Source organism: Mucilaginibacter mali, assembly GCF_013283875.1.
GTDB lineage: Bacteria > Bacteroidota > Bacteroidia > Sphingobacteriales > Sphingobacteriaceae > Mucilaginibacter > Mucilaginibacter mali.
The window spans coordinates 4,490,781-4,511,895 of record NZ_CP054139.1 but is presented as its reverse complement, the minus strand read 5'-3'; the positions used below and the strand labels follow the sequence as shown (position 1 = coordinate 4,511,895).

Genomic DNA, 21,115 nt, shown 5'->3' with positions numbered 1-21,115 from the left:
GCGCTTTTGATCTTTTGAAGCTGCTCTTTCGGACTACCGGTCTTTACTGACTTTCGGACTATATAATTTAAAACATCTTCTTAGCCGATACCTTAACCTTATAAGGCAGTTCCTTCATCGAAGAAAAGCTGTACGAATTCTCGATCAGCAAGCTATCGCCGGGGGCAAGGGTCTTGCCCGCGCCGCCTGATGATTCGGCAACGATACCGTCGGTCTGATCCATGTATTTGGCAGTTACCACAAAGCCTTCGGCCTTGGTTTTAGCGGTATTCTTCAGCATTACGTTTACGTAATAGCTGCTCTTAAATTTGTTGAATGTATCGCGCACGCTGGTGATCACCAGGCTGTCGCTGCCGCCATCGTTAATTAATTCGGTTTTATGGGCTTTATCGCAAGCGAAAAGCAAAGCCAGCGGAATGCAGAATAGTAATAGCTTTTTCATAGGGGTAAATATAGCAAGCGGAAAGCAGAAAGCACAAGGCCAAAAGCTTTTTGCCTTAACCTTTCAGCTTTTCGCCGTCCTACCCGTGTATCGTTTCCCGCTTACCGTAATTCTTGATCACTTCGGCTTCGTAGGCCAGGTATTCGGCCCAGCGGGTATCCACATCAATGCCATCGGCATATTTGCGGGCCAGGCGTATAAAGGTGGCATAATGGGTAGCTTCGCTCACCATCAGTTCGTAGTAAAAATCGGATAGTTGCGCATCGTTGATGTTTTCGGACAATACCTTAAAACGCTCACAGCTGCGGGCCTCTATCATGGCCGAGAACAGTAACCTGTCTACCCTTTGCTGGCTGCGTGAACCGCCCTTTTTCATAAACTTCACCAGTTCGCCAACATAATCGTCTTTACGTTCTTTACCCAAAACATAGCCACGCTGAAGGATGATATCGTGTACACGTTTAAAGTGGTCCATCTCTTCCTGAACCAGCAGGGCCATTTCCTGCACCAGGTCATTCATTTCAGGGTTTTGGATAATGAGGGTAATGGCATTGCTGGCCGCCTTCTGCTCGCAGTAAGCATGGTCGGTCAATATCTCTTCAATATTGCCTTCTACCACGTTTTTTACCCATTGCGGGTCGGTAGGGAGTTGCAGTTTAAGGATGGTTTTCTCGCTCACGGAGCAAAGGTAGCATATGGTTATTTAACCACAAAGGGCACAAAGAGAGAATCACAAAGATCACAAAGAAAGTTATTCATCGTCATCCGAAAAGGCTGGATTATTCGATAACAAACGGGCGTGGTGATGGATACTAAGTATTAGTATTTGTTTTGAAGACTCGATTTTATAAATTATGCTATAATGACTATGAATTAATTCCCGATACCGTTCATCATTAAACTTAGGGAAGACCTTGCCTAAATCAGGTTGAAAATATAGTTTATCGATAGCTGTTTTGAGCTTTTCCTTTTCAAGGATAGCATATCTTACAGAATCTTGTTTGATATAATTGTAGATATGCTTTAGATCCCTCTTGGCAATCTTTGAAAAGATAATTTTCACCACAGGTCCATTTCCTTTTTTATATCCTCCCAATCTTCACCTTCACCATCGGCTATTTGTTGTTCGGATATCTCTAACTTTTGCAGTAATTTGATCTCCTCAATAACATCAGATGGCGAAAAATCCTCCGGCATGTGATCTATTAATTGGTGTAATGTGTCCTTAGTGATCATTCCCTTTTCTCCTTTTTATAAAGTTAGCAAAATATCAATGCTTATACAAGCTCTTGCTATCTATAAACTCCAGCACTGGGTCAGGAACAAAGTACTGTATATTCTTCCCCTCGGCCAGTGATTTACGGATAAAGGTGGCCGATAGCTCCATCAACGGCGTCATAGTGATGGTTACCGATGGATGCGATGCCAGTTCGGCATTTTCATAGCCGGGGCGGGGGTATACATAAATGCGGTAATCGCGCAGAATGAGTTTATAATTCTTCCACTTGTGCAGGCTGGCCAAATTGTCGGATCCCATAATAATGGCGAATTCGTGCTCAGGGTATTTTTCCTTCAGGTGGGCAAGGGTATCAATGGTGTACGATGGCTGCGGCAGTTTCAGCTCTACATCACTTACCTTAATGTTATTAGAATTATCGGTAGCCAGTTTGGCCATCTCCAGGCGATCGTAGGTGTTTACCAGGTCGCCATATTTTTTAAAAGGATTTTGCGGCGATACCACCAGCCATACCTTGTCGAGCTCGGTATGATTGGCCATATAGTTGGCTATAATTAAATGGCCAATATGGATGGGATTAAACGAACCGAAAAATAAACCTATTTTCATCTGCAACGACCTCAAGCCCCCCGGGCCCCCTAAAGGGGGAGCTTTGAAATCCTGTCCCCCCTTAGGGGGTTAGGGGGCTAAAAATTGTTTTACCAGATCCTCAGCTTCCTGGCACGCTGTCTGAAGATCGTGATTTTTTAAGATAATATCAAATTGCGGCGCGTAGTTCAGTTCCTTCTCCGCTTTATCAAAACGCTCCTGCAATTTCTCAGGACTATCGGTACCACGGCCAGACAGGCGTTGCTTCAACACCTCAAGCGACGGTGGCTGAACGAATATGGCCATAGCTTGTCCATCGTATTTACGCTTCAGGTGCATGCCGCCTTCTACATCTATATCAAATATCACGGTTTTGCCTTTGGCCCAAATACGCTCGATCTCTTCGCGCAGGGTGCCGTAAAAGGTGCCTGAGTAAACTTCCTCAAACTCCACAAACTGCTTTTTGGCAATGCGGTGCAGAAATTCTTCTTTGCTGATGAAGTAGTAATCCTTTTGGTCAACCTCGGTGCCGCGTGGTTCGCGCGTGGTGGCCGATATAGAAAACTCCAGCTCGGGGAATTTACCCAGCAGGTGCCGCACAATAGTGGTTTTGCCTGCCCCCGATGGCGCCGAAAATATAATGAGTTTACCGTCTGGGTTCATAGTTCATTGTTCATGGTTCATAGCATTTTGTTGGGCCATAGCTTCTGGTATCCTACCATAAACTATGAACCATCAACTATGAACGCATTTATAAAACGTTAAGCAGTTGTTCCTTTATTTTCTCCAATTCTTCCTTCATGCCCACTACCAGCTTTTGTATGCCGGCATCGTTGGCTTTAGAGCCGATGGTATTGATCTCGCGACCTATCTCCTGCGATATAAAGCCCAGCTTTTTGCCATTGGCATCGGCGCTTTGCAGCGTCTCTAAAAAATAATTACAATGGGTGCTTAATCTTGTTTTCTCTTCGGTAATATCCAGCTTATCAATGTAATAGATCAGTTCCTGCTCCAGGCGGTTCTGGTCTACATTCTCTCGGCCGGCGGCTTCTGCCAAAAAGTTGTTCAGGCGTTCGCGGATCACCGGTACACGCTTTGGTTCTTCAACGGCAACGGCCGCCAGGTTATTCATGATCAGGCCGATGCGGTGTTTGGCATCCTGCTCCAGCACGCTGCCCTCATCGGCGCGGAACTGCTGAAAGTTTTTCAACGCTTGCTGAAAAGTCTTCTCTACTATCTTCCATTCCTCTTCCGATACGCTGTCTTCATCAAACCTAACCACATCGGGCAAACCCAGCGCCAATTGTAATAAATTGCCGGTCGGCTCGTTTAAATCAATACTAACCGCCTTTAGCTGATCGAAGTATTGTTTCAGCAATTGCGTGTTAATACCGGCCGCCTTAACGGTAGCATCGGTTTTTTCAACGTTGATGGAAAGGCTTACCTTGCCGCGCTCTATCTGCTTGTTACACTCGGTGCGAAGCTGAAATTCCTTATCCGAAAAGTTTTTGGGGATGCGCAGCGATAGCTCAAGAAATTTGCTGTTCAGGGATTTGATCTCGACGGTATACTTTGTTGTGCCCGCGTCAAAACTGGCAATTCCATACCCTGTCATGGATTTTATCATGCGCAAAGATAGGAAATAATTTTGGCTTGGCGCTTAGCGCCTTTAACAGAGGCACATATACTTTAACATTTTTTAGCATTTTAAAATGCTGGTAATGTTTACTTTTACATGGGAATAACAAGAATGCTTTTAACTCATAAAAAATGGCTGCTGCTAATAGTGGCCAGTTGCTTTGCCATCGGCTTGCGGGCGCAAACCCGTATCGAGCATAATATTGCCGGCTTTGTATGTACCAGGGGCACTACCGTGCGTGTGGCGCAGGGGCTGGTAACCAACAAAAACACCAACGCCGTTATCGTAACCGACGAGTTGGGCAGCTTTACCATCAAAGCCGCCATTGGCGATACGCTTGAATTTGCCAAAACCGAATATACACCGCTGAAGGTATTGGTGAATAATACATCAGACATGGTTGTCTTCATTCAAAAGGCTATCATGCTTAAGCAGGTGGATATTGTGGGCCAAACCAAGCAGCAGGAGGTAAACAGCTATATAGATGATTACCGTAAAAAAGGCGTTTACGCTGGTGGTAAGCCATCGGCCTTGTCGGCGGTAACTTCGCCGCTTAATGCCTTGTATTCGGTATTTGGTAAGGATGCTAAAGATGCCCGCCACTTCGCGGCCATGTCTAAAAAAGATCTTGAAGCGGCGCAGGACAGCCGTAAATACAATAAGATGATCGTAAAGCGGGTAACCAATATGTCCGACGAAGAGATCCCCCGCTTTATGGAAGCTTACACCCCATCGCACGAAGACCTGCTGAAATGGGGCGATTATGAGGTGATCGAGTATATCCGTAAATCGTACAAAAGCTATAAGGAATTAGGTGTGGTATCCCAACCCAAATTAAACGATGTTACACCGCCTGTAAAACAGCCCTAAAATTTCTGTTTATTCTTTTTGAAAAGCAATGCCGGTGCTACTGTTAAGTGGTTGTTCCCGTGCTACGCTACAAACCTCGCTCCTGGTGCAAGGGCTACCGTTTCGCTGTGGGGTTTCCGTTTCGCCCGGGTTTATGTTGAGCTGTTGTGGCGTGGACTCACCCGGTCTACGCTTCGCTATACCACCCTCTCTCACCTTTGGCGAAAGAGGGATATTAAAGTGAGGCCGTATCATAAATCAAATGATGCGGTCTTTATTTTTTTAGCCTAATAGCTGAATTTGGTATTGAGTTTCTATAGAATTTTTTGAGGGGGAGGGGGTAGCTTTCTTGGGCGAACCTGAGTGGTAAAACGACTCATTTAAGCCGCTTTTTTCCTTAGATTTTGTGCGATTGCAACTAAACCCCATTCTATTTCTACTTTTTCCTTGCCGCGGAGCATAAACCGTTTAAAGCCATGGTTCTGCTTAATATTACCAAATACAGGTTCTACATCAAAGCAGCGTTTCTTTCGCCGTTGTATGCCTTCTTCACTGTTTAACAGCTCGTGCGCCTTTTGTTTCAGGCGGTTCAGGTTTTCATTGATTTCAATGATCCGATTCCCTTTTGATTTATGGCAAATACCGTTCAGCGGACAGTTAGCGCAGTTAACTGCCTGGTATCTTTTTACCGTTTGTTCAAACTCCGTGCTTGTTTTTCTTTTACTTGTTCCGATGAAATTCATTTGCTGGCCCATCGGGCAGATGTAACAATCTTTCTCCTGGTTGTAAAAAAGCTTATTTGCTGCAAAAGGGTGCTTGTTGTTGTGATTCTCATTTTGTTCCTTATCGAACATCCCATACTTTACAAAGGCGATTGTTCCTTTTTGTTCCAACCGCGTGTAGTTCTCCTCGGAGCCATATCCGGCATCGGCTGTAAGCACTTGCGGTGCTTTGCCAAAGCTGACTTCATGCTGCGCTAAATGAGCACTTAATGTATTGGTGTCTGTGGTGTTGGAGTGAATGGTGTAATTGACAATGAACTGGTTGGATGTGGATATCTGAACATTATACCCCGGTTTTAACTGGCCGTTTTTCATGTGGTCTTCCTTCATCCGCATGAATGTGGCATCCGTATCGGTCTTGGAATAGCTGTTGCGTTCACCCAGCAGAGCTTCCTGCTGCTCATAGCGGGCAATGGCCTGCGGGTAATGTTTGCTGATATACCGCAGCTTGCTTTTGACCTGTTTGGAAACATCCTCACGCGAGGAAAGCTTCTCATTGAGTTTATCTACTGCGGCATTGACCTTTTCACTGTCAATAACAGTAAAGTCAGGCGGATCAGGCAGCCTGTCTTCTTCTTTTGCTACGCTTTGGGCATAGTCCCATATCTCTGACAGCTGCTTTTTCATCTTTTCCTTATTGGTCTGAATCGCTTTCTTCCAGACAAAGGTATACCGGTTTGCATTCGCCTCTATCTTTGTCCCGTCCGTATTCACTTCTTCAATACTGAGCAGGCCTTCCTCTGCCAAAAGTTTCACCACATCTTCGAACACATCACGCAGCGCATGCTTCAAACGTACGCCCCGGAAACGGTTGATCGTATTATGATCAGGATAGTTCATCGAACTCAGCCACATCAGGTAAACGCTTTCCCGGCAGGCTGCTGCCAGCTTTCGGCTGGAGTAGGTGTTGGTTACATACCCATATACCAGCACCTTTAACAACATTTGCGGGTGATAGCTTGAACTCCCGCGGATATGATAAGCTTTCAGCAATGGTTCCAGATAGAGCCTGTCGATCACATCGTTAACTACACGCACCGGGTGCGATGCCGGAACTAATTCGTCAAGTGTTGGAGGAATAGCCATCAACTGCCGTTGCTGGTAGGGCTTGAATACAGGTCTTTTAGAGGACATACTACGCTACTTTCGATACATAAATATATGAAAATCAGATTATTATATCAACTAAATACCCCTCTTTATTCCAATAAATTATGCACAAATAAAAAAGAGGCCATACCATGATTTATGATACAGCCTCATGCAGATACATCACAACTCCTGCCCGCTGTTACGCGCAGCAAAGAGAGCCGACCGGCTTAGCATAACCGGGGTGAGTATACCCGCTATGCAAAGCCCACAAAAAAACAGACTGCTTTCGCGGCCTGCCTTTTATCAAAACTTAACACATTAACAAATTTTAGTTGTGGCCATGGCCTCGGTCCGGGCGGCCGTGGTCGTTACCGCGACCGTGGTCATCGTGCCCGCGGCCGTTATCGTAGTGGCCACCGTTGGCATCACCATGCCAGTGGTCTTTGTACTTTTTATCGCGGCTGTCGCGAATAACGGTTTGGGTACGCACGCCTTTATACCTTGCATATTTAGCACGGATGGCGGTATTGTTGCGCCATGGATCGGGTTGGTTAATTACAACCTTGTAGCCGTGGTAAACATCGTAGTTACGGTAACGCGCAGGCAGGGTAGTAGTACGCACCCAGGCGTTGTTTTGCAAATAGATGTATTGGTGCCCCGGAACGTAGTAGTACGCATCGATATCGGGCATATAGTAATATTCTACATGGTCGTAACCGGTTGGGCCCCAATCGGGCTGACTGCCAATGTTTAAATTAAAGTTTATTTTTAACTGGGCATCGGCGGTTTTAAACATCAAGCTGCTTAATACTAAAGCGCTTGCGAAGATGAGCTTTTTCATAGTTTTAGTTATTTGGAATATAGGACAAACCGCCCGTCAAAAAGTTTAAAATATTATTGTATAGGTTTGGTTACAATTGTTGTTTAAACATTTGTTGGGTATTACGGCGATCGTGCAAAGGGGCGTAGACTCACCCGGTCCTCGCTTCGCTGGACCACCCTCTCTCGCCTGTGGCGAAAGAGGGGAATGGATTTTCGATATTGCATACCCGATACAATTCCTGCCCTCTTTTCGTGCAGCGGAGAGAGGGCCGACCGGCGAAGCGCTGTCGGGTGAGTAGACTACGTATGCAAAGCACCCACACATATTTATTAAATTGCGCCAATGAACAACCTGCTGATCAACTTCCTTCAAAAGCATAAAACCATCCCCGGGGCCGAAGCGCGACTGATCCTGGGCGAGTTTAAGCAAAAGCAGTTTAAAGAGGGTGATACTCTTTTCAATGGCGATAGCGTGTGCCGGGAACTGTTTTTTGTTTGCGATGGGGTGCTGCGCATCATTAAACCGATGGAGGATGGCCGGCAGTTTACTTACTTTTTTGTAAGTGAGGGCCGATTTTGCAGCATTTTGAACAGCTTTAACAATCAGGTGCCCGCTACCGAAATGATCCAGGCCGCCACCAATGCCGAAGTATTGGCTATCAGTTACCACAAACTAATGGAACTTTACGGGCAGATACCTTACCTGCAGGAACTCATCACCCAAATTACCCACCAGGGTTTGCTGGATAAAATAAGCACCCGCAATGCCTACGTAGGTTTGGATGCTACTGAACAATACAAACTATTCCTCAACCAGCAGCCTGATGTGGCCATGCGCGTGTCGGTAAGTGATATGGCATCGTACCTGGGTATTACGCCGCAATCGCTTAGCCGCATCCGCAAAAATCTGCACTAACCATCCGTTTTTACCATTTGGTAATTGCCGCCTGTTTAATGTTGATGAATTTTGTAGCGTCAAAATAATCAACGTATGGAAAAACAAATAGTATCGGCAACATCAGCCGGGTTTTTAACAGGTAAACGGGTATTGATAATGGGCGGCAGTTCGGGTATTGGCCTGGCGACAGCCAAAGCCGCCGCGGCAGAGGGCGCGCAGGTGATCATCGTATCCGGCAATCAACAACGTGTTAACGAAGCACTTCAGCAATTACCCGCAAACAGCGTGGGTTACGCAGCCGATCTTTCGGTTGAGGAGGCCATCAAAGCTGTTATAACTAAAGTGGGCGCTATCGATCACCTGGTATACACCGCCGGTGAGAATATCAAACTGGGCAATATCAGCGATACCAATATCGATGATGCACGTCAATACTTTAACATCCGCTATTGGGGCGCCGTGAGCACGGTAAAATATGCCGCGCCAAGTATCAACCCCGGAGGGTCCATCGTGTTAACCAGCGGTGTTGCCAGTTTGCGGCCGCAGGCTGGTTGGGGAATGGGTGCCAGTATATGTGCAGCAATGGAGGGCTTCACCCGCGCTATGGCTGTTGAGTTGGCCCCGGTTCGTATAAACCTGGTATCGCCCGGCTTTGTGCGCAGTCCGCTATGGGATAGCATTCCCGAAGCTGACCGTGAAGCGATGTATCAATCTGTAGCGCAAAGCCTGCCGGTAAAACATGTGGGCATGGTTGATGAAATAGCGCAAACCTACCTCTACCTGATGCGGCAAACCTTCAGCACCGGGCAGTGTGTGGTGGTTGATGGCGGGGCGGTGTTGGTGTAAAGTAAGCTAATTCAACTACAGCTTGTCATTGCGAGGAGCAGCGGGGAAGCCTGTGGAATGGGGCGACGCGGCAATCTCGTAGCTATCTTATTCGCTGTGCACACTACGAGATTGCCGCGCTATCGCTCGCAATGACAGGTTATAATTAAAGCAAAAGGGATAATTGTACTTGTACAATTATCCCTTTTGCTTTAATATTCGAAATTGAAAATCCGAATTCCGAAATTCAAAGACTAATTATCGTTACTATCCTTTTTTCCTACCATAGCCAGCGTCGGCTTGCCGATCACCTTATAGTTGCCTTCGCCTTTTAGTATGGCTGCCAGCTGGTTTTTATCCTGCATGGTTTTTACGGCGGTGGCCAGTTCCTTATCGTATTTAAAGTTTATCTGGTAGCGCCCTTTTTCAAAATAATAGCGCGAGGCAATTTCGTTCTCCAGCACCTGGCGAATTTCTTCCTTATGTTGCTGCAGATCGTTCTTTTTGCTGGCCATCATTTTGGCCTTCAGGGCATCATATTCGGCTTGTATCTCGGTAAAGCCTTTTTCTTTGGTGGCCTCAGTTTTCAAGGCTGATAATACCTTTTCGGTAGTGGTGGTATATGTATAGTTTTTATCGCCCAGGTATTTTACAAAATCGGCATAGTCGGCATCGCCCAGTTTAAAGGTTTTTACATCGGCAATTTGCGGGTGGGCGTTGCGGTATTTGTTGGCGTAATCAAATATCAACATTTTGCTTACCAGCGTTTGGGTAACGTTGGCAAAGGTTTCCTGCTTGATAAACAAATCGGGGTAAACGCCGCTGCCGTCGTAAACCGAGCGGCCATCCTTGGTTTTAAACTCGCGCATCAGCGAATCGGCAATTTTGCTCAGGCTGCCATCGTCCTTACGGTGGGCATAATCCACCTCCTGCACGCAGCGACCGGATGGAATAAAGTATTTAGCGATGGTGATCTTCACCAAACTATTATAAGGCAGGTTAAAAGTTTGCTGCACCAGGCCCTTGCCGTAGCTGCGCTGACCGATAATTACAGCGCGATCGAGATCCTGCAGCGAACCGGCTACAATTTCAGATGCCGAAGCCGAATGCCCGTTCACCAGTACAGTTAATGGCAGGTTAGGTTCCATGGCGTCAGTAGCAGTGCGGTATACGTAATTCTTCTCCTTTACCTTGCCTTTTTGCGATACCACTTCCACATCCTTGGGTACAAACAGGTTTACGATCTTCACCGCCTCCTGCAAAATCCCGCCACCGTTCGATCGCAGATCCAATATAATACCACTTGGGTTATTCTTTTTCAAAGCCACCAGCGCGCTGGTGACCTCATCGGCAGAGTTTTCGAGGAATTTATCCAGCTTAATGTAACCCATATTGCCATCAACCATGCCGTAATAGGTTACGTTAGGCTGCTTGATCTCTTCGCGCACCAGGTTTTTTTCCATGGGCTGTGCCGCCCCATCACGTTTAATGAGCAGTTTAATGGCCGCGCCTTTTGCGCCTTTTAGCAGCAGGCTCACCTGGTCGTTGTTTTTGCCTTTTAGGTCAACGTCGTTGATCTTCAGCAACTCGTCGCCGGGGCGCACGTCAGCTTTTTGGGCCGGGAAGCCCTCAAATACATCGGACACGAGGATCTTGCCATCGCGTATAAAAATACCCGAGCCGATGCCACCGTACTGCGTGCTTACATATTTTAGCTTATAATCTTCAATTTCCGATTCGGGGACGAACTCGGTGTAAGGATCCAAATTGTCCAGCATGGCATCCACGCCATTTTTTAGCATTTTGGCCGAGTTGATATCATCAACATAATTAATATTCACCTCCTTATACAGCGAGGCAAACACATCCAGATTTTTGGATACCTGGAAAAGGTCGTCTTGAAAACTAAACACCAGCAGGGCCAACCCAATTACACCTGCCGAAAATCCCGCCGCTTTATAGCTGCCTTTTACCTTCGCTATGTTCTTCATATGCAATGATGCTTTATCGCAAATATAAAGTTACAAAAAAGCAATAAGTTTTTGTGATATCGCCTAAAACTTACAATTGTGTGGGAGATAGGGTTGGTGGCAATTTAACCACAAAGGCTTTTGTGGCTTTATAAATAGATATACTTGAAAACTGAAAAAGGCCTGTGAGGACACAAGCCTTGGGGTAATAAAGTCAAAATGTAAAAGCACAGTTATTAAAACTGTCTTTATATTTCTTTGTAATCTTTGTGAAAGATCTTTGCCCCCTTTGTGGTTAAATTACCACAAAGCACAATATTACAAACGATTATTATCAATATTAACCAACGCTTTTTTCAGCGTGAATACCACGTAGGCGCGGTTGCGGTTCACCAGACCTTCCAGCTTGCTGATCAGGCCTTCTTCCTGGCCCTCGGTATATTGTAGCTGCTCGTCGGTAAGGTGGTTGTATTTGCGCTGCAGCTTTATTTTAACGCGCGGCCAGTCTTTATTGCTGATGCTGATCTCTGCCATGGATAATTATTTTGTGCAAAAATATAAATTTTAGTGATTAGCAGTTAGGCCTTAGGTCGTTATTTAACCACAAAGTACACCAAGATAAGCAAACGGGTGAGACACAAAGCACACAAAGGGAAAATCCCCCCCCTTATTAGTTTACACAAGCCTTTGTAATCTTTGTGAAAAACCTTTGCGCCCTTTGTGGTTAAATCACCACCAAGCATCTCATTTCAAAATTGGCAAGACTATTGTAATATCCCCGATACAATAAAATGGACACTAATTAGTTTTAGTATCCAAAAAACATCTCTGAATTATGAAAAAGTATGTATTAAGTATAGCAATGCTGATGGCGGTGGCCATTGGTGCTAAAGCACAGTTTAACCTCGGGATAAAAGGCGGGGTGAATTTTTCGAAGATCAATACCGATAACCTGAACGAATCGACCAAGACTGGTTACCAGGCCGGTTTGTTTGCCCGTTTTGGTGGTGGCGTTTACCTGCAGCCCGAGCTTTATCTGGGCAGCCGCGGCGGTAAATTCGAATCGAACAACAACAATGTGAGCGGCGATGTGAAGTTTACTACGCTTAACGTTCCGCTGTTATTAGGTGGCCGCATTGTTGGTAACGATAAGGTGAACCTGCGCGTAATGGCCGGGCCTATTTACAGCTACAACCTTGATAAAAGTCAAAACTTTACCGCCCAGTTTAATAGCGCCTATGTAGATTTTGGCAACTATAAAAAAAGCACCTTAGGTTACCAGGCCGGCGCCGGTGTTGATATTGGCGCGATAACTGCCGACGTACGCTACGAAGGTAACCTGACCAAAATAAACGACAGTTACGGTCAGCGACCAAGCCTGTGGGCTGTGAGTGTGGGCTTTAAAATATTTTAACAGGTTATAACAGGCCGCAAACGTTTTGTATAAAAAATGCCCCCGTGTTAAGCGGGGGCGTTTTGTTTATGTGCCCGGAGAGTTTACTCACCCGGTCGTTACTTCGCTCAATCATCCTCTCTTCGTTACGCGCAAAGAGGGATATAAAATTTGCCAATATTTGCTCCTGCCCTCTTTCCGCGCAGCGAAGAGAGGGCCGACCAGCGAAGCGTAGTCGGGGTGAGTAAATTGTGCGGTTGCTTATTTCTTCACTTCCACAATCTTCCCATCACGGTAAGCCAGCTTACCGCGGCCTGTAACCTCCATATAAGGCGGGGCGCATTTTATCTTATCTATCATGATCAGTCCATCCTTAATAGCGCTGATGCCGTAGCAAAACTTCAGATCGGGGAAGCTGCCGGCGTTGCGCATGCCGTTGCCGGTGTTCAGGTAGATCACGCTGGTATGCTGCATAATGGCGTTGCCGCCCTCTTTTGGGGTAACTACATAACTTACAATGCAATCGGGTTTTTTATCGCCATTGATATCGCCTATAAAAACGTTAGGCTCCTGAACAATCCCCTTGGTCTGCTTTTCTATAGCAGGGATGGTGGGTTTAAAAAGCTTCAGCGCTTCATCGGCCGGTAAACGTTTTTGCGCGAAAACGAATACAGGGATACACAAAAGCAAGGTTAGCATGTGGGTATTGAATTTTTTCATAATGCTTGCAATAATATTAAATGAGGATGACAGTGGCAATACTGTTGATAGACCGCAACTACTTGTTTTAGACCTGAAGCCGCTTGTTGCCGAAAATTGATAAACGATCTCCCTAAAATCTTACCGGTGGCTTCACAAAATGCTCGGTAGTGTAGCCCAGGTATTGCTCGGGTATCATGGTGGTGTGATGGGGCTCACCGTAATAACTTATTTCCAGTTCGGGTTTACCGTCTTTTATTGTCAGCTTAAACAGCATGTCGTAATCGTCGTCGGTTAAAGTGTTAAAGGGCTGTGGCCCGCCAAGCGCAACCAGTGTAGGGATAACCGTGTTTGAATGCCCCACAATCAGGACACTATGCCCGCTATAATATTGATATACCTTTTTTGCAAACGCCTTCAAATCAGTTGGGTCATATTTTTCGGGCATAAGTGTAAATTTATCAGCGGTGGGCTTAGCGGTTTGGGTTACGCGTTTATAATTAGTAACGTAAATACCTGCTATCTTTTCGCGCTTAAGTGCTTTTATCAAATCCTTTGCGCGCTTTTGCCCGGCAGAGGTCAGGTCCGGGTCATCCGCCGGATTAGCCGCTTTTTCGGCATGGCGCACAATATAGATGGTTGTTTTTTGTGCAAGGGCATTAAAATTGCTTAACGCTAAGCAAATAAAAAACAACTTAAACAGGATAGCCTTTACGGTGTTTCTTTTCATAGCAAAAAGTACGGAACGATTAAAAGTAAAGATAATATCCTAATATTGAATTTGTTGATATGAAAATTTTCAACCGCGAGTTCCTCAAAAAAATATGGAAAGTGTTAATAGCAACCTTTAACGGCTTCATAGCCGATAACGGCCTAAAGCTAAGTGCATCCCTTGCGTATTATACCGTATTTTCGCTGGCGCCCCTCCTTATTCTTGTCGTATCCATTGTAAGTTTAGTATTCGGGCACGATGCGTTCAGCAATAAGGTATACCCCGAACTGGTATCATTTGTGGGTGATGGCGCCGCTAAACAGATACAGGATGTTATTATCAAGCTTAGCCTCTCGGGTAAATCGGGTATCGCGGTTGTGGCGGGCGCAATTACATTGGTAATAGGTGCAACCAGCATGTTTTTAGAGATCCAGGATTCGCTTAATATTATCTGGCGGGTAAAGGCCAAGCCAAAACGGGGCTGGGTAAAGATGCTGCAAAACCGCTTCCTGTCGTTCTCGCTGATCATCTCACTGGGCTTTTTGTTATTGGTGTCGCTGATCCTTAACTTATTAGTGCTGGCCATTAGTAACCGGCTGGAGCATTTTTTGCCGGTATTAACCGTATGGGTGTTTAACGGTATCAATATGGCATTGGCTTTTATCGTAATATCAACACTGTTCGCTATCATTTTCAAATTTCTGCCCGATGCCGAGATCAAATGGAAGGATGTACGTTCAGGCGCCATTTTTACAGCTATCCTGTTTATGATTGGTAAATACCTGATCGGTCTTTATATCGAGTTTACAGCACAGGGTTCGGCCTATGGGGCGGCGGGTTCTATTATCATTATATTGGTGTGGATCTACTACACGGCGGCTATCCTGTTTATTGGCGCGGAGTTTACCCAGGTATACGCCGAAGCCAGCGGCAGCGTGATACAGCCTGCCGAGTATGCCGTACACGTACAGCAAACCGAAATTGAGCACGTAGTGAAGAAGCTGCCGGCGCAAAACCCGGAATTGAAAGGGGAGTTGAAGAAGGATTTGGAATAGGCTTTTCGAGCCTTGCACACGCTTTTACTCACCCGGTCGTTGCTTCGCCCGACCACCCTCTCTCCGCTTCGCGGAAAGAGGGGAACAGTGGTTTCGATACTATTCCCGCCCTCTTTCCGCGAAGCGAAGAGAGGGTCGACCAGCGTAGCGCAGTCGGGGTGAGTCTACGCCATACTGATTATTCACGGTTAATCATCCATTTCCGCAGCGTCAAAAGTCCAATCACGAAAAACGTAAATGCCTGAATTGGCGATAGGTTTACACCGTAGCGATGGGTTTCAAACCCATCGCTACAGCTGACACACAGATCAACTTTTACACATCTCCCAAATCTTCACCGCTTCCACCGCTTCCTTTACATCATGTACCCGTAAAATGTTAGCGCCTTTGGTAAGGGCGATGGTATTTAAAGCGGTAGTTCCGTTCAAGGCGTCGGCTGCGGTACCACCTGTAATTCCATAAACCATTCGCTTGCGGGACACGCCCACCAGTACCGGCAATTGCAGCATATCAAAGCCTTGCATCTTGCTCATCAGTTCGTAGCCATGTTCGTGCGTTTTAGCAAAACCGAAGCCCGGGTCGATGATGACATCATGTACACCCATCGCCCTTAATTTTTCATAGCGTTGGGCAAAGTAGGCCAGTACATCGTTAAAAACATCATCGTACTGAGCCAGTTGCACCATGGTTTGCGGCGTACCTTTCATATGCATTAATATATAAGGAACCTGTAGGCGCGCTACGGTCTCGAACATCACATCATCTAACTGCCCGCCTGAAATATCGTTAATGATATGCGCGCCGGCTTTAATAGCGGCTTCGGCAACGGAGGATCGAAAGGTATCGATAGATAAAATGGCATTACTATACTTTGCAACAATGGCTTCAACAACAGGCAGCAGACGATCGGCCTCTTCCTGAACAGAAATATCTTCGGCACCCGGGCGTGATGAGTAGGCGCCCAGGTCCAGGAACGTGGCGCCATCGTTCAGCATTTTTTCGGCTTGTTGCAGGGCTTCTTCAACGGCGGGTTTGCGGCTGCCGGCATAGAATGAATCGGGTGTGAGGTTGATAATACCCATCACTTTGGGTGTAGACATATCGATGAGTTTACCTCCCGCGTTAATGTTTAGCTTTTTCTGAAAAAATGTATCTTTAGCCACTGGACAGTTGTTGTAATGTTGGACAGTTTTAAGGTTGTAAAGTTAGTGCATATCCATCCGCTTTACATCATGCTTGATCAGCAACATTCCAACTTTGCAACATTATAACATTTCAACAAAATTTGAAAAACACATCAGCAGAATACGACGCGGTAATAGCAACATGTAAAGGGCTTTTTATGAAAAAGACCCGCGACTATGGCACGGCCTGGCGCATCTTACGTCCGGAATCGATCACCGATCAGATCTTTATTAAAGCCCAGCGCATCCGTACGCTGGAAGAGAAGAAAGTATCGAAAGTGGGCGATGATGTTATTGGCGAATACATCGGTATTATTAATTACTGCGTGATAGCCATGATGCAACTGGAAAGTACGCCCGAAACACCTTATGAGCTTACGCCCGAGCATGTAGAAAAGCATTTTGATGCCAAAGTACTGGAGACCAAAGAACTGATGTTCGCCAAAAACCATGATTATGGCGAGGCCTGGCGCGATATGCGTATCAGTTCGTTAACCGACCTGATACTGATGAAGCTGCTGCGCGTTAAACAAATTGAAGATAATAAGGGCGAGACCCTGGCATCGGAAGGCGTAAAGGCCAACTACCAGGATATGCTGAACTACGCGGTTTTTGCGTTGATAAAATTGAGTTAAAAGCGCCGGGCTTGCGCGATTCCCTCCCACAGGGAGGGTGTAAGGAGGGGTTTTGCCACAACGTATAAACCCCTCCCTGCCACAACACGAGCAACGCAGCCCTCCCAAGGGAGGGAACTAATGAAAGGAAAGAATACCATACATATGAAAAAACAAAATACGATATTCCCGCCAGCCCTGGTTTGGTTTTGCCGCGTAGCGGTAGGCCTGCTGTTCATCTTCTCGGGCCTGATAAAGGCCAACGATCCACTGGGCTTTTCGTACAAGCTGGAAGAGTATTTCGAGGTGTTCCATATGCTGTTCCTTAGCAATTATGCTTTGGGCTTCGCCATATTTTTATGCGCGCTGGAAATGATATTAGGCTTCGCGCTGCTGATCGGCTGGCGGGCAGTAACCGTTACCTGGGGATTGCTGCTGCTCATCATCTTCTTCGGCTTCCTTACCTTTTACTCGGCCTTTTTTAAAGTGGTGCAAACCTGCGGCTGCTTTGGCGATGCCATCCCGCTTACGCCATGGCAATCGTTCAGTAAAGATATGGTGCTGCTGGCGCTGGTGTTGGTGCTGTTCGTGACCCGATATGCACTTAAACCTGTATTGAAACCTGTGGCGGCGCAAAGGGCATTTATTATAGCGGTGCTGTTCTCGTTCGGCATAGGTATCTATACTTATAACTTTTTGCCCGTGCTGGATTTCCTGCCGTATAAAGTAGGCGCCAATATCCCCGATGAGATGAAGACCCCGCCCGGAGCACAACCCGATGAGTACGAGATCACCTATCACCTTAAAAATAAAGCTACCGGCCAAACCAAGGTGATGAACAATACCGAATACCTGAAAACCAATATCTGGAAGGATAACAATTGGGAGATCGTCGGGCAGCCTGAAAGCAAACTGGTAAAAGTGGGTTTCACCCCAAAAATTCGCGACCTGGTCATCAACGATGCGCAGGGCAATAACTACACGCAGGAATTGATGGGCAACCCCTTCTATAACCTGGTCATCGTAGCTTACAATCTTAACCATACCGACGAGGATGCCATTAACCGGCTGAACGCGCTGGCCATTAACCTTCACCAAAACTTCAACACCCGCACTGTCCTGCTTACTTCAAACTCGCCTACCGATGCGGCCGCATTTGCCAGGGCACATAAGCTGGTATCGGAGATATTTTATGCTGATGGTGTGCCGCTGAAAACCATGGTACGATCAAACCCCGGCGTATTGCTGATGAAGAATGGCGTTGTCATTAACAAATGGCATTACCACAATATGCCCAGTTATGATGTACTGGTAAAAACCTATTTCCAAAAATGATAGCCTACCTGCTCCGCAAAATTGGTTATGCCCTGGCTGTGATGCTGGGGATTGTGGTAGTGGTGTTTTTCCTGTTCAATATTTTACCGGTAGATCCCGCCCGCATGACCATGGGGCAACGTGCCGATGTGCAATCGCTGCAGGCCGTACGTAAGGAGTTTGGGTTGGATAAGTCGCTGCCGGTGCAGTTTGCTTATTATATTAACGATCTTTCGGCCATTGGCATACACGCCAATACCCCCGAAGAGCAGCAGCGGTATCATTACGCCAGGCTTTTCCCGGTATCAAAAACGGAGGTGCTGGCCTTAAAATGGCCTTACCTGCGCCGCAGCTACCAAACCCATAAGGATGTTGCCCAATTGCTGATAGATGTGATCCCCAATACGCTGATCCTGGCAACGGCATCTATGCTGTTTGCTATTATTATAGGTGTGTTTATGGGCGTGATGAGCGCCGTGCATCAAAACTCGTGGATAGATAAGTTTTCTATCAGTCTGAGTATTTTGGGGATCTCGGCGCCGTCTTTCTTCGCGGGGATCATCATCGCCTGGATCTTTGGCTTTGTGCTAAGTAAATACACCGGCTTAAACATGTCGGGCAGTTTGTATAATTACGACCCTTTTCGCGGCGAAGTATTGAACCTGCGTAACCTGGTGTTGCCGGTACTTACGCTGGGGCTACGCCCGCTGGCCATTATTGTGCAGCTAACCCGTAATGCCATGCTGGATGTTTTGGGGCAGGATTATATTCGCACCGCCCGCGCCAAAGGATTAGGCCGCAACGCTATTATCTATCGCCACGCTTTAAAGAACGCGCTTAACCCCGTGATAACCGCTATTGCCAACTGGTTTGCATCGCTGCTGGCGGGTTCTTTTTTTGTAGAATATGTATTCGGCTACAACGGATTAGGCAAAACCACGGTAGATGCGCTGGAGAATTCCGATTTCCCGGTGATTATGGGCGCCATCCTGTTCATCGCCTTTATATTTGTGGTGATCAATATCCTGGTAGATTTTGTTTATGTGTGGATAGACCCAAGGGTGAAACTGGCCTGATAAATTAAATGAGCAACACTTCTGATAATATCTCGCGTATCTTCCTTGTTGGCTATATGGGCTGCGGCAAAACTACTATGGGTAAAAAACTGGCCTCGCGGCTGGGCTATGCTTTTATCGATCTGGACCATGTACTGGAGGCGCAGGCTGGCAAAACTATCACCCAATACTTTGCCGACCATGGCGAGGCCGCTTTTCGTGAGCTGGAATCGTCGGTACTGAAAGATACCGTTTACCCCGATAAAGCGGTGGTATCTACCGGGGGCGGGCTGCCTTGCTTTTTTGATAACATGGACTGGATGAAAGCCCACGGCAAGGTGGTTTACATTAAACTTAACGCCAAAACCCTTGCCGGGCGACTGGAAAACAATAAAGACGACCGCCCCATCCTGCGCCATAAGCACGGCGATGAACTGGTTGCCTTTATTGATGAAAAGCTGGCCGAACGCGAACCCTTTTACAGCCGCGCCAACGTAATCGCCGACGGGCTCAGCCTCACCGCCGAACGGTTAGACCAGTTACTGCATCCCTAAAAATAGCTTAGTAAACGTTTAGTCCAGGCTGATCTGTCTCCTGATGCTTTCTTCCAGCGAGATAAAGGTTTCGGTACGCTGAATGCCCTTTACGCTTTGTATCTGCTCGTTCAGTACTTCGCGCAGGTGGTTGGTATCGTGGCATACTATTTTGGCAAAAATGCTGTAGCTACCGGTAGTGTAGTGCAATTCAACTATCTCGGGCACAGCGGCCAGCTGTTTAACGGCTTCGTTATACTGCGATCCTTTCTCCAGGAAGATACCCAGGAACGCGGTAATATCGTAACCCAGCTTTTGTGGGTTCACTTCAAGGCTGGCCCCTTTTATTACACCCATCTCCTCCAGCTTCTTCATGCGCACGTGTATGGTTCCGCCCGAAACGATCAACTCCTTGGCAATTTCGGTGTACGGAGTGGTCGCGTTTTTCATCAGGATCGATAAAATCTGTATATCCAGATTATCAATTTCTAAATTTTGAGGTTTCTTGTGAGGCATAAATTTTGATATCGCTATTGAAATACAAGTTTAATTAAAATTTGAATAAAAATAAAATTATTTTGTTGAAATATTTGCAAGAAATAGCAAACCACCCTAAATTTGTATCAAGCAAACGATAAAAAGGGAGCGCGTTCTTTAAGCAAAACACACTGTTGGGTGGTGAAATTTTTGGCAGACACACCTCCTTGTCCCGGTGGCGGAGATCATGGAAAACCCGAAGCGGGCTAACCACTCTGTGAAGGTTCGAACCCTTCCCCAACAGCTCTTCTCATAATTTAGGTTTATAATTGGTTAGTAAAGGCCGCCTGCCCATCAGGTGGCTTTACTGTTTTTATAGGGTTTGGTTTTCCTGTTTTCGTTCCACATTCTTAATGCAATTCTCTTTTGTTTGCATTCTTTGCTTTAGAGTGTAGCATCTTGTCATAAAAAACTTTTCGCTGAAGTTTTAAAATATAAATGCTTGATTCCTCACCATAACTGTCTGCTTTCCTATAAAGCATCAGATAACAAGCATACAAATAGGGTATTTAACTAATCAGGATGTCAAAGAGCGGGTATAAACTGTAGTATTTTAGCCAGAAATTGAGATTAAAAACAACTTAACTTTGTTAGATTTTGGCCATTATACGAAAATTTCGTTTGCAGGATAGTATAATAATGGGCTTTGAACAGGCAGCAACTGCTGTCCCGGCTGATACAATATAGCAAAAATTTGGTGGATATGCAAATGGTTGATTAGAGCGGTTAAGGCTTTGTTTTGAAAATGAACGGTAGCAACATTGGGCGGCCGGTAGCCCCGCTTTACGCTACAAATCCTCGCCTGGCCCGCCCGCGGGGCCTGCACAGGCTGCGGGTTTTCCGCTGCAATCGGAGTTTAGGTTGAGGGGTTGTGC

The 21,115-nt window shown here is 46.2% G+C and carries 24 protein-coding genes and 1 tRNA gene; 10 read left to right on the top strand and 15 right to left on the bottom strand.

The features are described from left to right. Nucleotides 1-67 precede the first annotated feature (67 nt). The 7 genes from HQ865_RS19040 to HQ865_RS19010 form a co-directional block, all read right to left on the bottom strand. Nucleotides 68-442 (bottom strand): hypothetical protein, encoded by a 375-nt coding sequence (locus HQ865_RS19040; RefSeq protein ID WP_173416430.1) that lies wholly within the window; start codon nt 440-442, stop codon nt 68-70. A gap of 79 nt (nt 443-521) precedes the next feature. Beyond that, a complete protein-coding gene (miaE, locus tag HQ865_RS19035; protein ID WP_237073494.1) occupies nt 522-1,121 on the bottom strand; it encodes a tRNA-(ms[2]io[6]A)-hydroxylase in 600 nt (199 codons plus the stop codon). A gap of 72 nt (nt 1,122-1,193) precedes the next feature. Beyond that, the gene (locus HQ865_RS26140; RefSeq protein ID WP_394353379.1) at nt 1,194-1,505 is read right to left on the bottom strand and encodes a type II toxin-antitoxin system RelE/ParE family toxin; all 312 of its coding nucleotides are present in this window, start codon (nt 1,503-1,505) and stop codon (nt 1,194-1,196) included. After that, nucleotides 1,502-1,678 (bottom strand): hypothetical protein, encoded by a 177-nt coding sequence (locus HQ865_RS19025; protein WP_173416428.1) that lies wholly within the window; start codon nt 1,676-1,678, stop codon nt 1,502-1,504. Before HQ865_RS19025 ends, HQ865_RS26140 begins: the two co-directional genes overlap by 4 nt. A 34-nt stretch (nt 1,679-1,712) precedes the next feature. Continuing rightward, complete coding sequence (nadD, locus tag HQ865_RS19020) at nt 1,713-2,288, bottom strand: nicotinate (nicotinamide) nucleotide adenylyltransferase (protein WP_173416427.1); 576 nt, start codon at nt 2,286-2,288, stop codon at nt 1,713-1,715. Nucleotides 2,289-2,357: 69 nt separating this feature from the next. After that, the gene (gene gmk, locus HQ865_RS19015; protein ID WP_173416426.1) at nt 2,358-2,930 is read right to left on the bottom strand and encodes a guanylate kinase; all 573 of its coding nucleotides are present in this window, start codon (nt 2,928-2,930) and stop codon (nt 2,358-2,360) included. Nucleotides 2,931-3,018: 88 nt separating this feature from the next. Then, nucleotides 3,019-3,894 (bottom strand): YicC/YloC family endoribonuclease, encoded by an 876-nt coding sequence (locus HQ865_RS19010; RefSeq protein ID WP_237073493.1) that lies wholly within the window; start codon nt 3,892-3,894, stop codon nt 3,019-3,021. 108 nt (nt 3,895-4,002) lie between these two features. On the opposite strand from HQ865_RS19010, the gene HQ865_RS19005 reads away from it, so the two are divergent. Beyond that, entirely contained in the window at nt 4,003-4,776 is a 774-nt protein-coding gene (locus HQ865_RS19005) for a hypothetical protein (RefSeq protein WP_173416425.1), read from the top strand. A gap of 359 nt (nt 4,777-5,135) precedes the next feature. Here the strand turns inward: HQ865_RS19005 and HQ865_RS19000 are convergent, their stop codons facing one another. Both HQ865_RS19000 and HQ865_RS18995 read right to left on the bottom strand, forming a co-directional pair. Next, entirely contained in the window at nt 5,136-6,671 is a 1,536-nt protein-coding gene (locus HQ865_RS19000; RefSeq protein WP_173412997.1) for an IS1182 family transposase, read from the bottom strand. Between the two features lie 286 nt (nt 6,672-6,957). After that, on the bottom strand, nt 6,958-7,470 hold the full coding sequence (locus HQ865_RS18995; protein WP_173416424.1) for a hypothetical protein: 513 nt from the start codon (nt 7,468-7,470) through the stop codon (nt 6,958-6,960). A 324-nt stretch (nt 7,471-7,794) separates the two neighbouring features. Between HQ865_RS18995 and HQ865_RS18990 the strand changes: the two genes are divergently transcribed. Together HQ865_RS18990 and HQ865_RS18985 are read left to right on the top strand one after the other, a co-directional pair. Further along, nucleotides 7,795-8,367, top strand: coding sequence for a Crp/Fnr family transcriptional regulator (locus HQ865_RS18990; protein ID WP_173416423.1), 573 nt, complete (start codon nt 7,795-7,797; stop codon nt 8,365-8,367). Nucleotides 8,368-8,442: 75 nt separating this feature from the next. Continuing rightward, a complete protein-coding gene (locus HQ865_RS18985; RefSeq protein ID WP_173416422.1) occupies nt 8,443-9,195 on the top strand; it encodes an SDR family oxidoreductase in 753 nt (250 codons plus the stop codon). A gap of 233 nt (nt 9,196-9,428) precedes the next feature. Here the strand turns inward: HQ865_RS18985 and HQ865_RS18980 are convergent, their stop codons facing one another. Next, the gene (locus HQ865_RS18980; RefSeq protein ID WP_173416421.1) at nt 9,429-11,165 is read right to left on the bottom strand and encodes a S41 family peptidase; all 1,737 of its coding nucleotides are present in this window, start codon (nt 11,163-11,165) and stop codon (nt 9,429-9,431) included. 297 nt (nt 11,166-11,462) lie between these two features. Then, a complete protein-coding gene (locus tag HQ865_RS18975; RefSeq protein WP_173416420.1) occupies nt 11,463-11,678 on the bottom strand; it encodes a hypothetical protein in 216 nt (71 codons plus the stop codon). A gap of 301 nt (nt 11,679-11,979) precedes the next feature. Between HQ865_RS18975 and HQ865_RS18970 the strand changes: the two genes are divergently transcribed. Beyond that, a complete protein-coding gene (locus tag HQ865_RS18970) occupies nt 11,980-12,558 on the top strand; it encodes a porin family protein (protein WP_173416419.1) in 579 nt (192 codons plus the stop codon). A gap of 240 nt (nt 12,559-12,798) precedes the next feature. On the opposite strand, the gene HQ865_RS18965 is transcribed toward HQ865_RS18970, so the two are convergent. After that, complete coding sequence (locus tag HQ865_RS18965) at nt 12,799-13,257, bottom strand: hypothetical protein (RefSeq protein WP_173416418.1); 459 nt, start codon at nt 13,255-13,257, stop codon at nt 12,799-12,801. A 112-nt stretch (nt 13,258-13,369) separates the two neighbouring features. After that, nucleotides 13,370-13,966, bottom strand: a complete 597-nt coding sequence (locus HQ865_RS18960) for a phosphoglycerate mutase family protein (RefSeq protein WP_173416417.1) — start codon at nt 13,964-13,966, stop codon at nt 13,370-13,372. Between the two features lie 59 nt (nt 13,967-14,025). Here HQ865_RS18960 and HQ865_RS18955 point away from each other — a divergent pair, with 59 nt between their 5' ends. Beyond that, complete coding sequence (locus tag HQ865_RS18955; RefSeq protein WP_173416416.1) at nt 14,026-15,003, top strand: YihY/virulence factor BrkB family protein; 978 nt, start codon at nt 14,026-14,028, stop codon at nt 15,001-15,003. A 308-nt stretch (nt 15,004-15,311) separates the two neighbouring features. On the opposite strand, the gene folP is transcribed toward HQ865_RS18955, so the two are convergent. Continuing rightward, nucleotides 15,312-16,166: a dihydropteroate synthase gene (folP, locus tag HQ865_RS18950; RefSeq protein WP_237073492.1), complete on the bottom strand. Its 855-nt coding sequence runs from the start codon at nt 16,164-16,166 to the stop codon at nt 15,312-15,314. Between the two features lie 179 nt (nt 16,167-16,345). Here folP and HQ865_RS18945 point away from each other — a divergent pair, with 179 nt between their 5' ends. The 4 genes from HQ865_RS18945 to HQ865_RS18930 all read left to right on the top strand — a co-directional run bounded on the left by HQ865_RS18945 (nt 16,346) and on the right by HQ865_RS18930 (nt 19,724). After that, the gene (locus tag HQ865_RS18945) at nt 16,346-16,822 is read left to right on the top strand and encodes a DUF1599 domain-containing protein (RefSeq protein WP_173416415.1); all 477 of its coding nucleotides are present in this window, start codon (nt 16,346-16,348) and stop codon (nt 16,820-16,822) included. A gap of 144 nt (nt 16,823-16,966) precedes the next feature. Beyond that, nucleotides 16,967-18,136 (top strand): BT_3928 family protein, encoded by a 1,170-nt coding sequence (locus HQ865_RS18940; RefSeq protein ID WP_173416414.1) that lies wholly within the window; start codon nt 16,967-16,969, stop codon nt 18,134-18,136. Beyond that, nucleotides 18,133-19,191 (top strand): ABC transporter permease, encoded by a 1,059-nt coding sequence (locus HQ865_RS18935; protein WP_173416413.1) that lies wholly within the window; start codon nt 18,133-18,135, stop codon nt 19,189-19,191. Before HQ865_RS18940 ends, HQ865_RS18935 begins: the two co-directional genes overlap by 4 nt. Nucleotides 19,192-19,199: 8 nt before the next feature. Next, nucleotides 19,200-19,724 carry a shikimate kinase gene (locus HQ865_RS18930; RefSeq protein ID WP_173416412.1) on the top strand — a complete coding sequence of 175 codons (525 nt, stop codon included), beginning with the start codon at nt 19,200-19,202 and terminating at the stop codon, nt 19,722-19,724. Between the two features lie 18 nt (nt 19,725-19,742). Here the strand turns inward: HQ865_RS18930 and HQ865_RS18925 are convergent, their stop codons facing one another. Continuing rightward, the gene (locus HQ865_RS18925; protein WP_173416411.1) at nt 19,743-20,219 is read right to left on the bottom strand and encodes an Lrp/AsnC ligand binding domain-containing protein; all 477 of its coding nucleotides are present in this window, start codon (nt 20,217-20,219) and stop codon (nt 19,743-19,745) included. A gap of 153 nt (nt 20,220-20,372) precedes the next feature. Here HQ865_RS18925 and HQ865_RS18920 point away from each other — a divergent pair. Then, nucleotides 20,373-20,484 (top strand) — tRNA-Asp (locus HQ865_RS18920). The last annotated feature ends 631 nt before the right edge of the window (nt 20,485-21,115 follow it).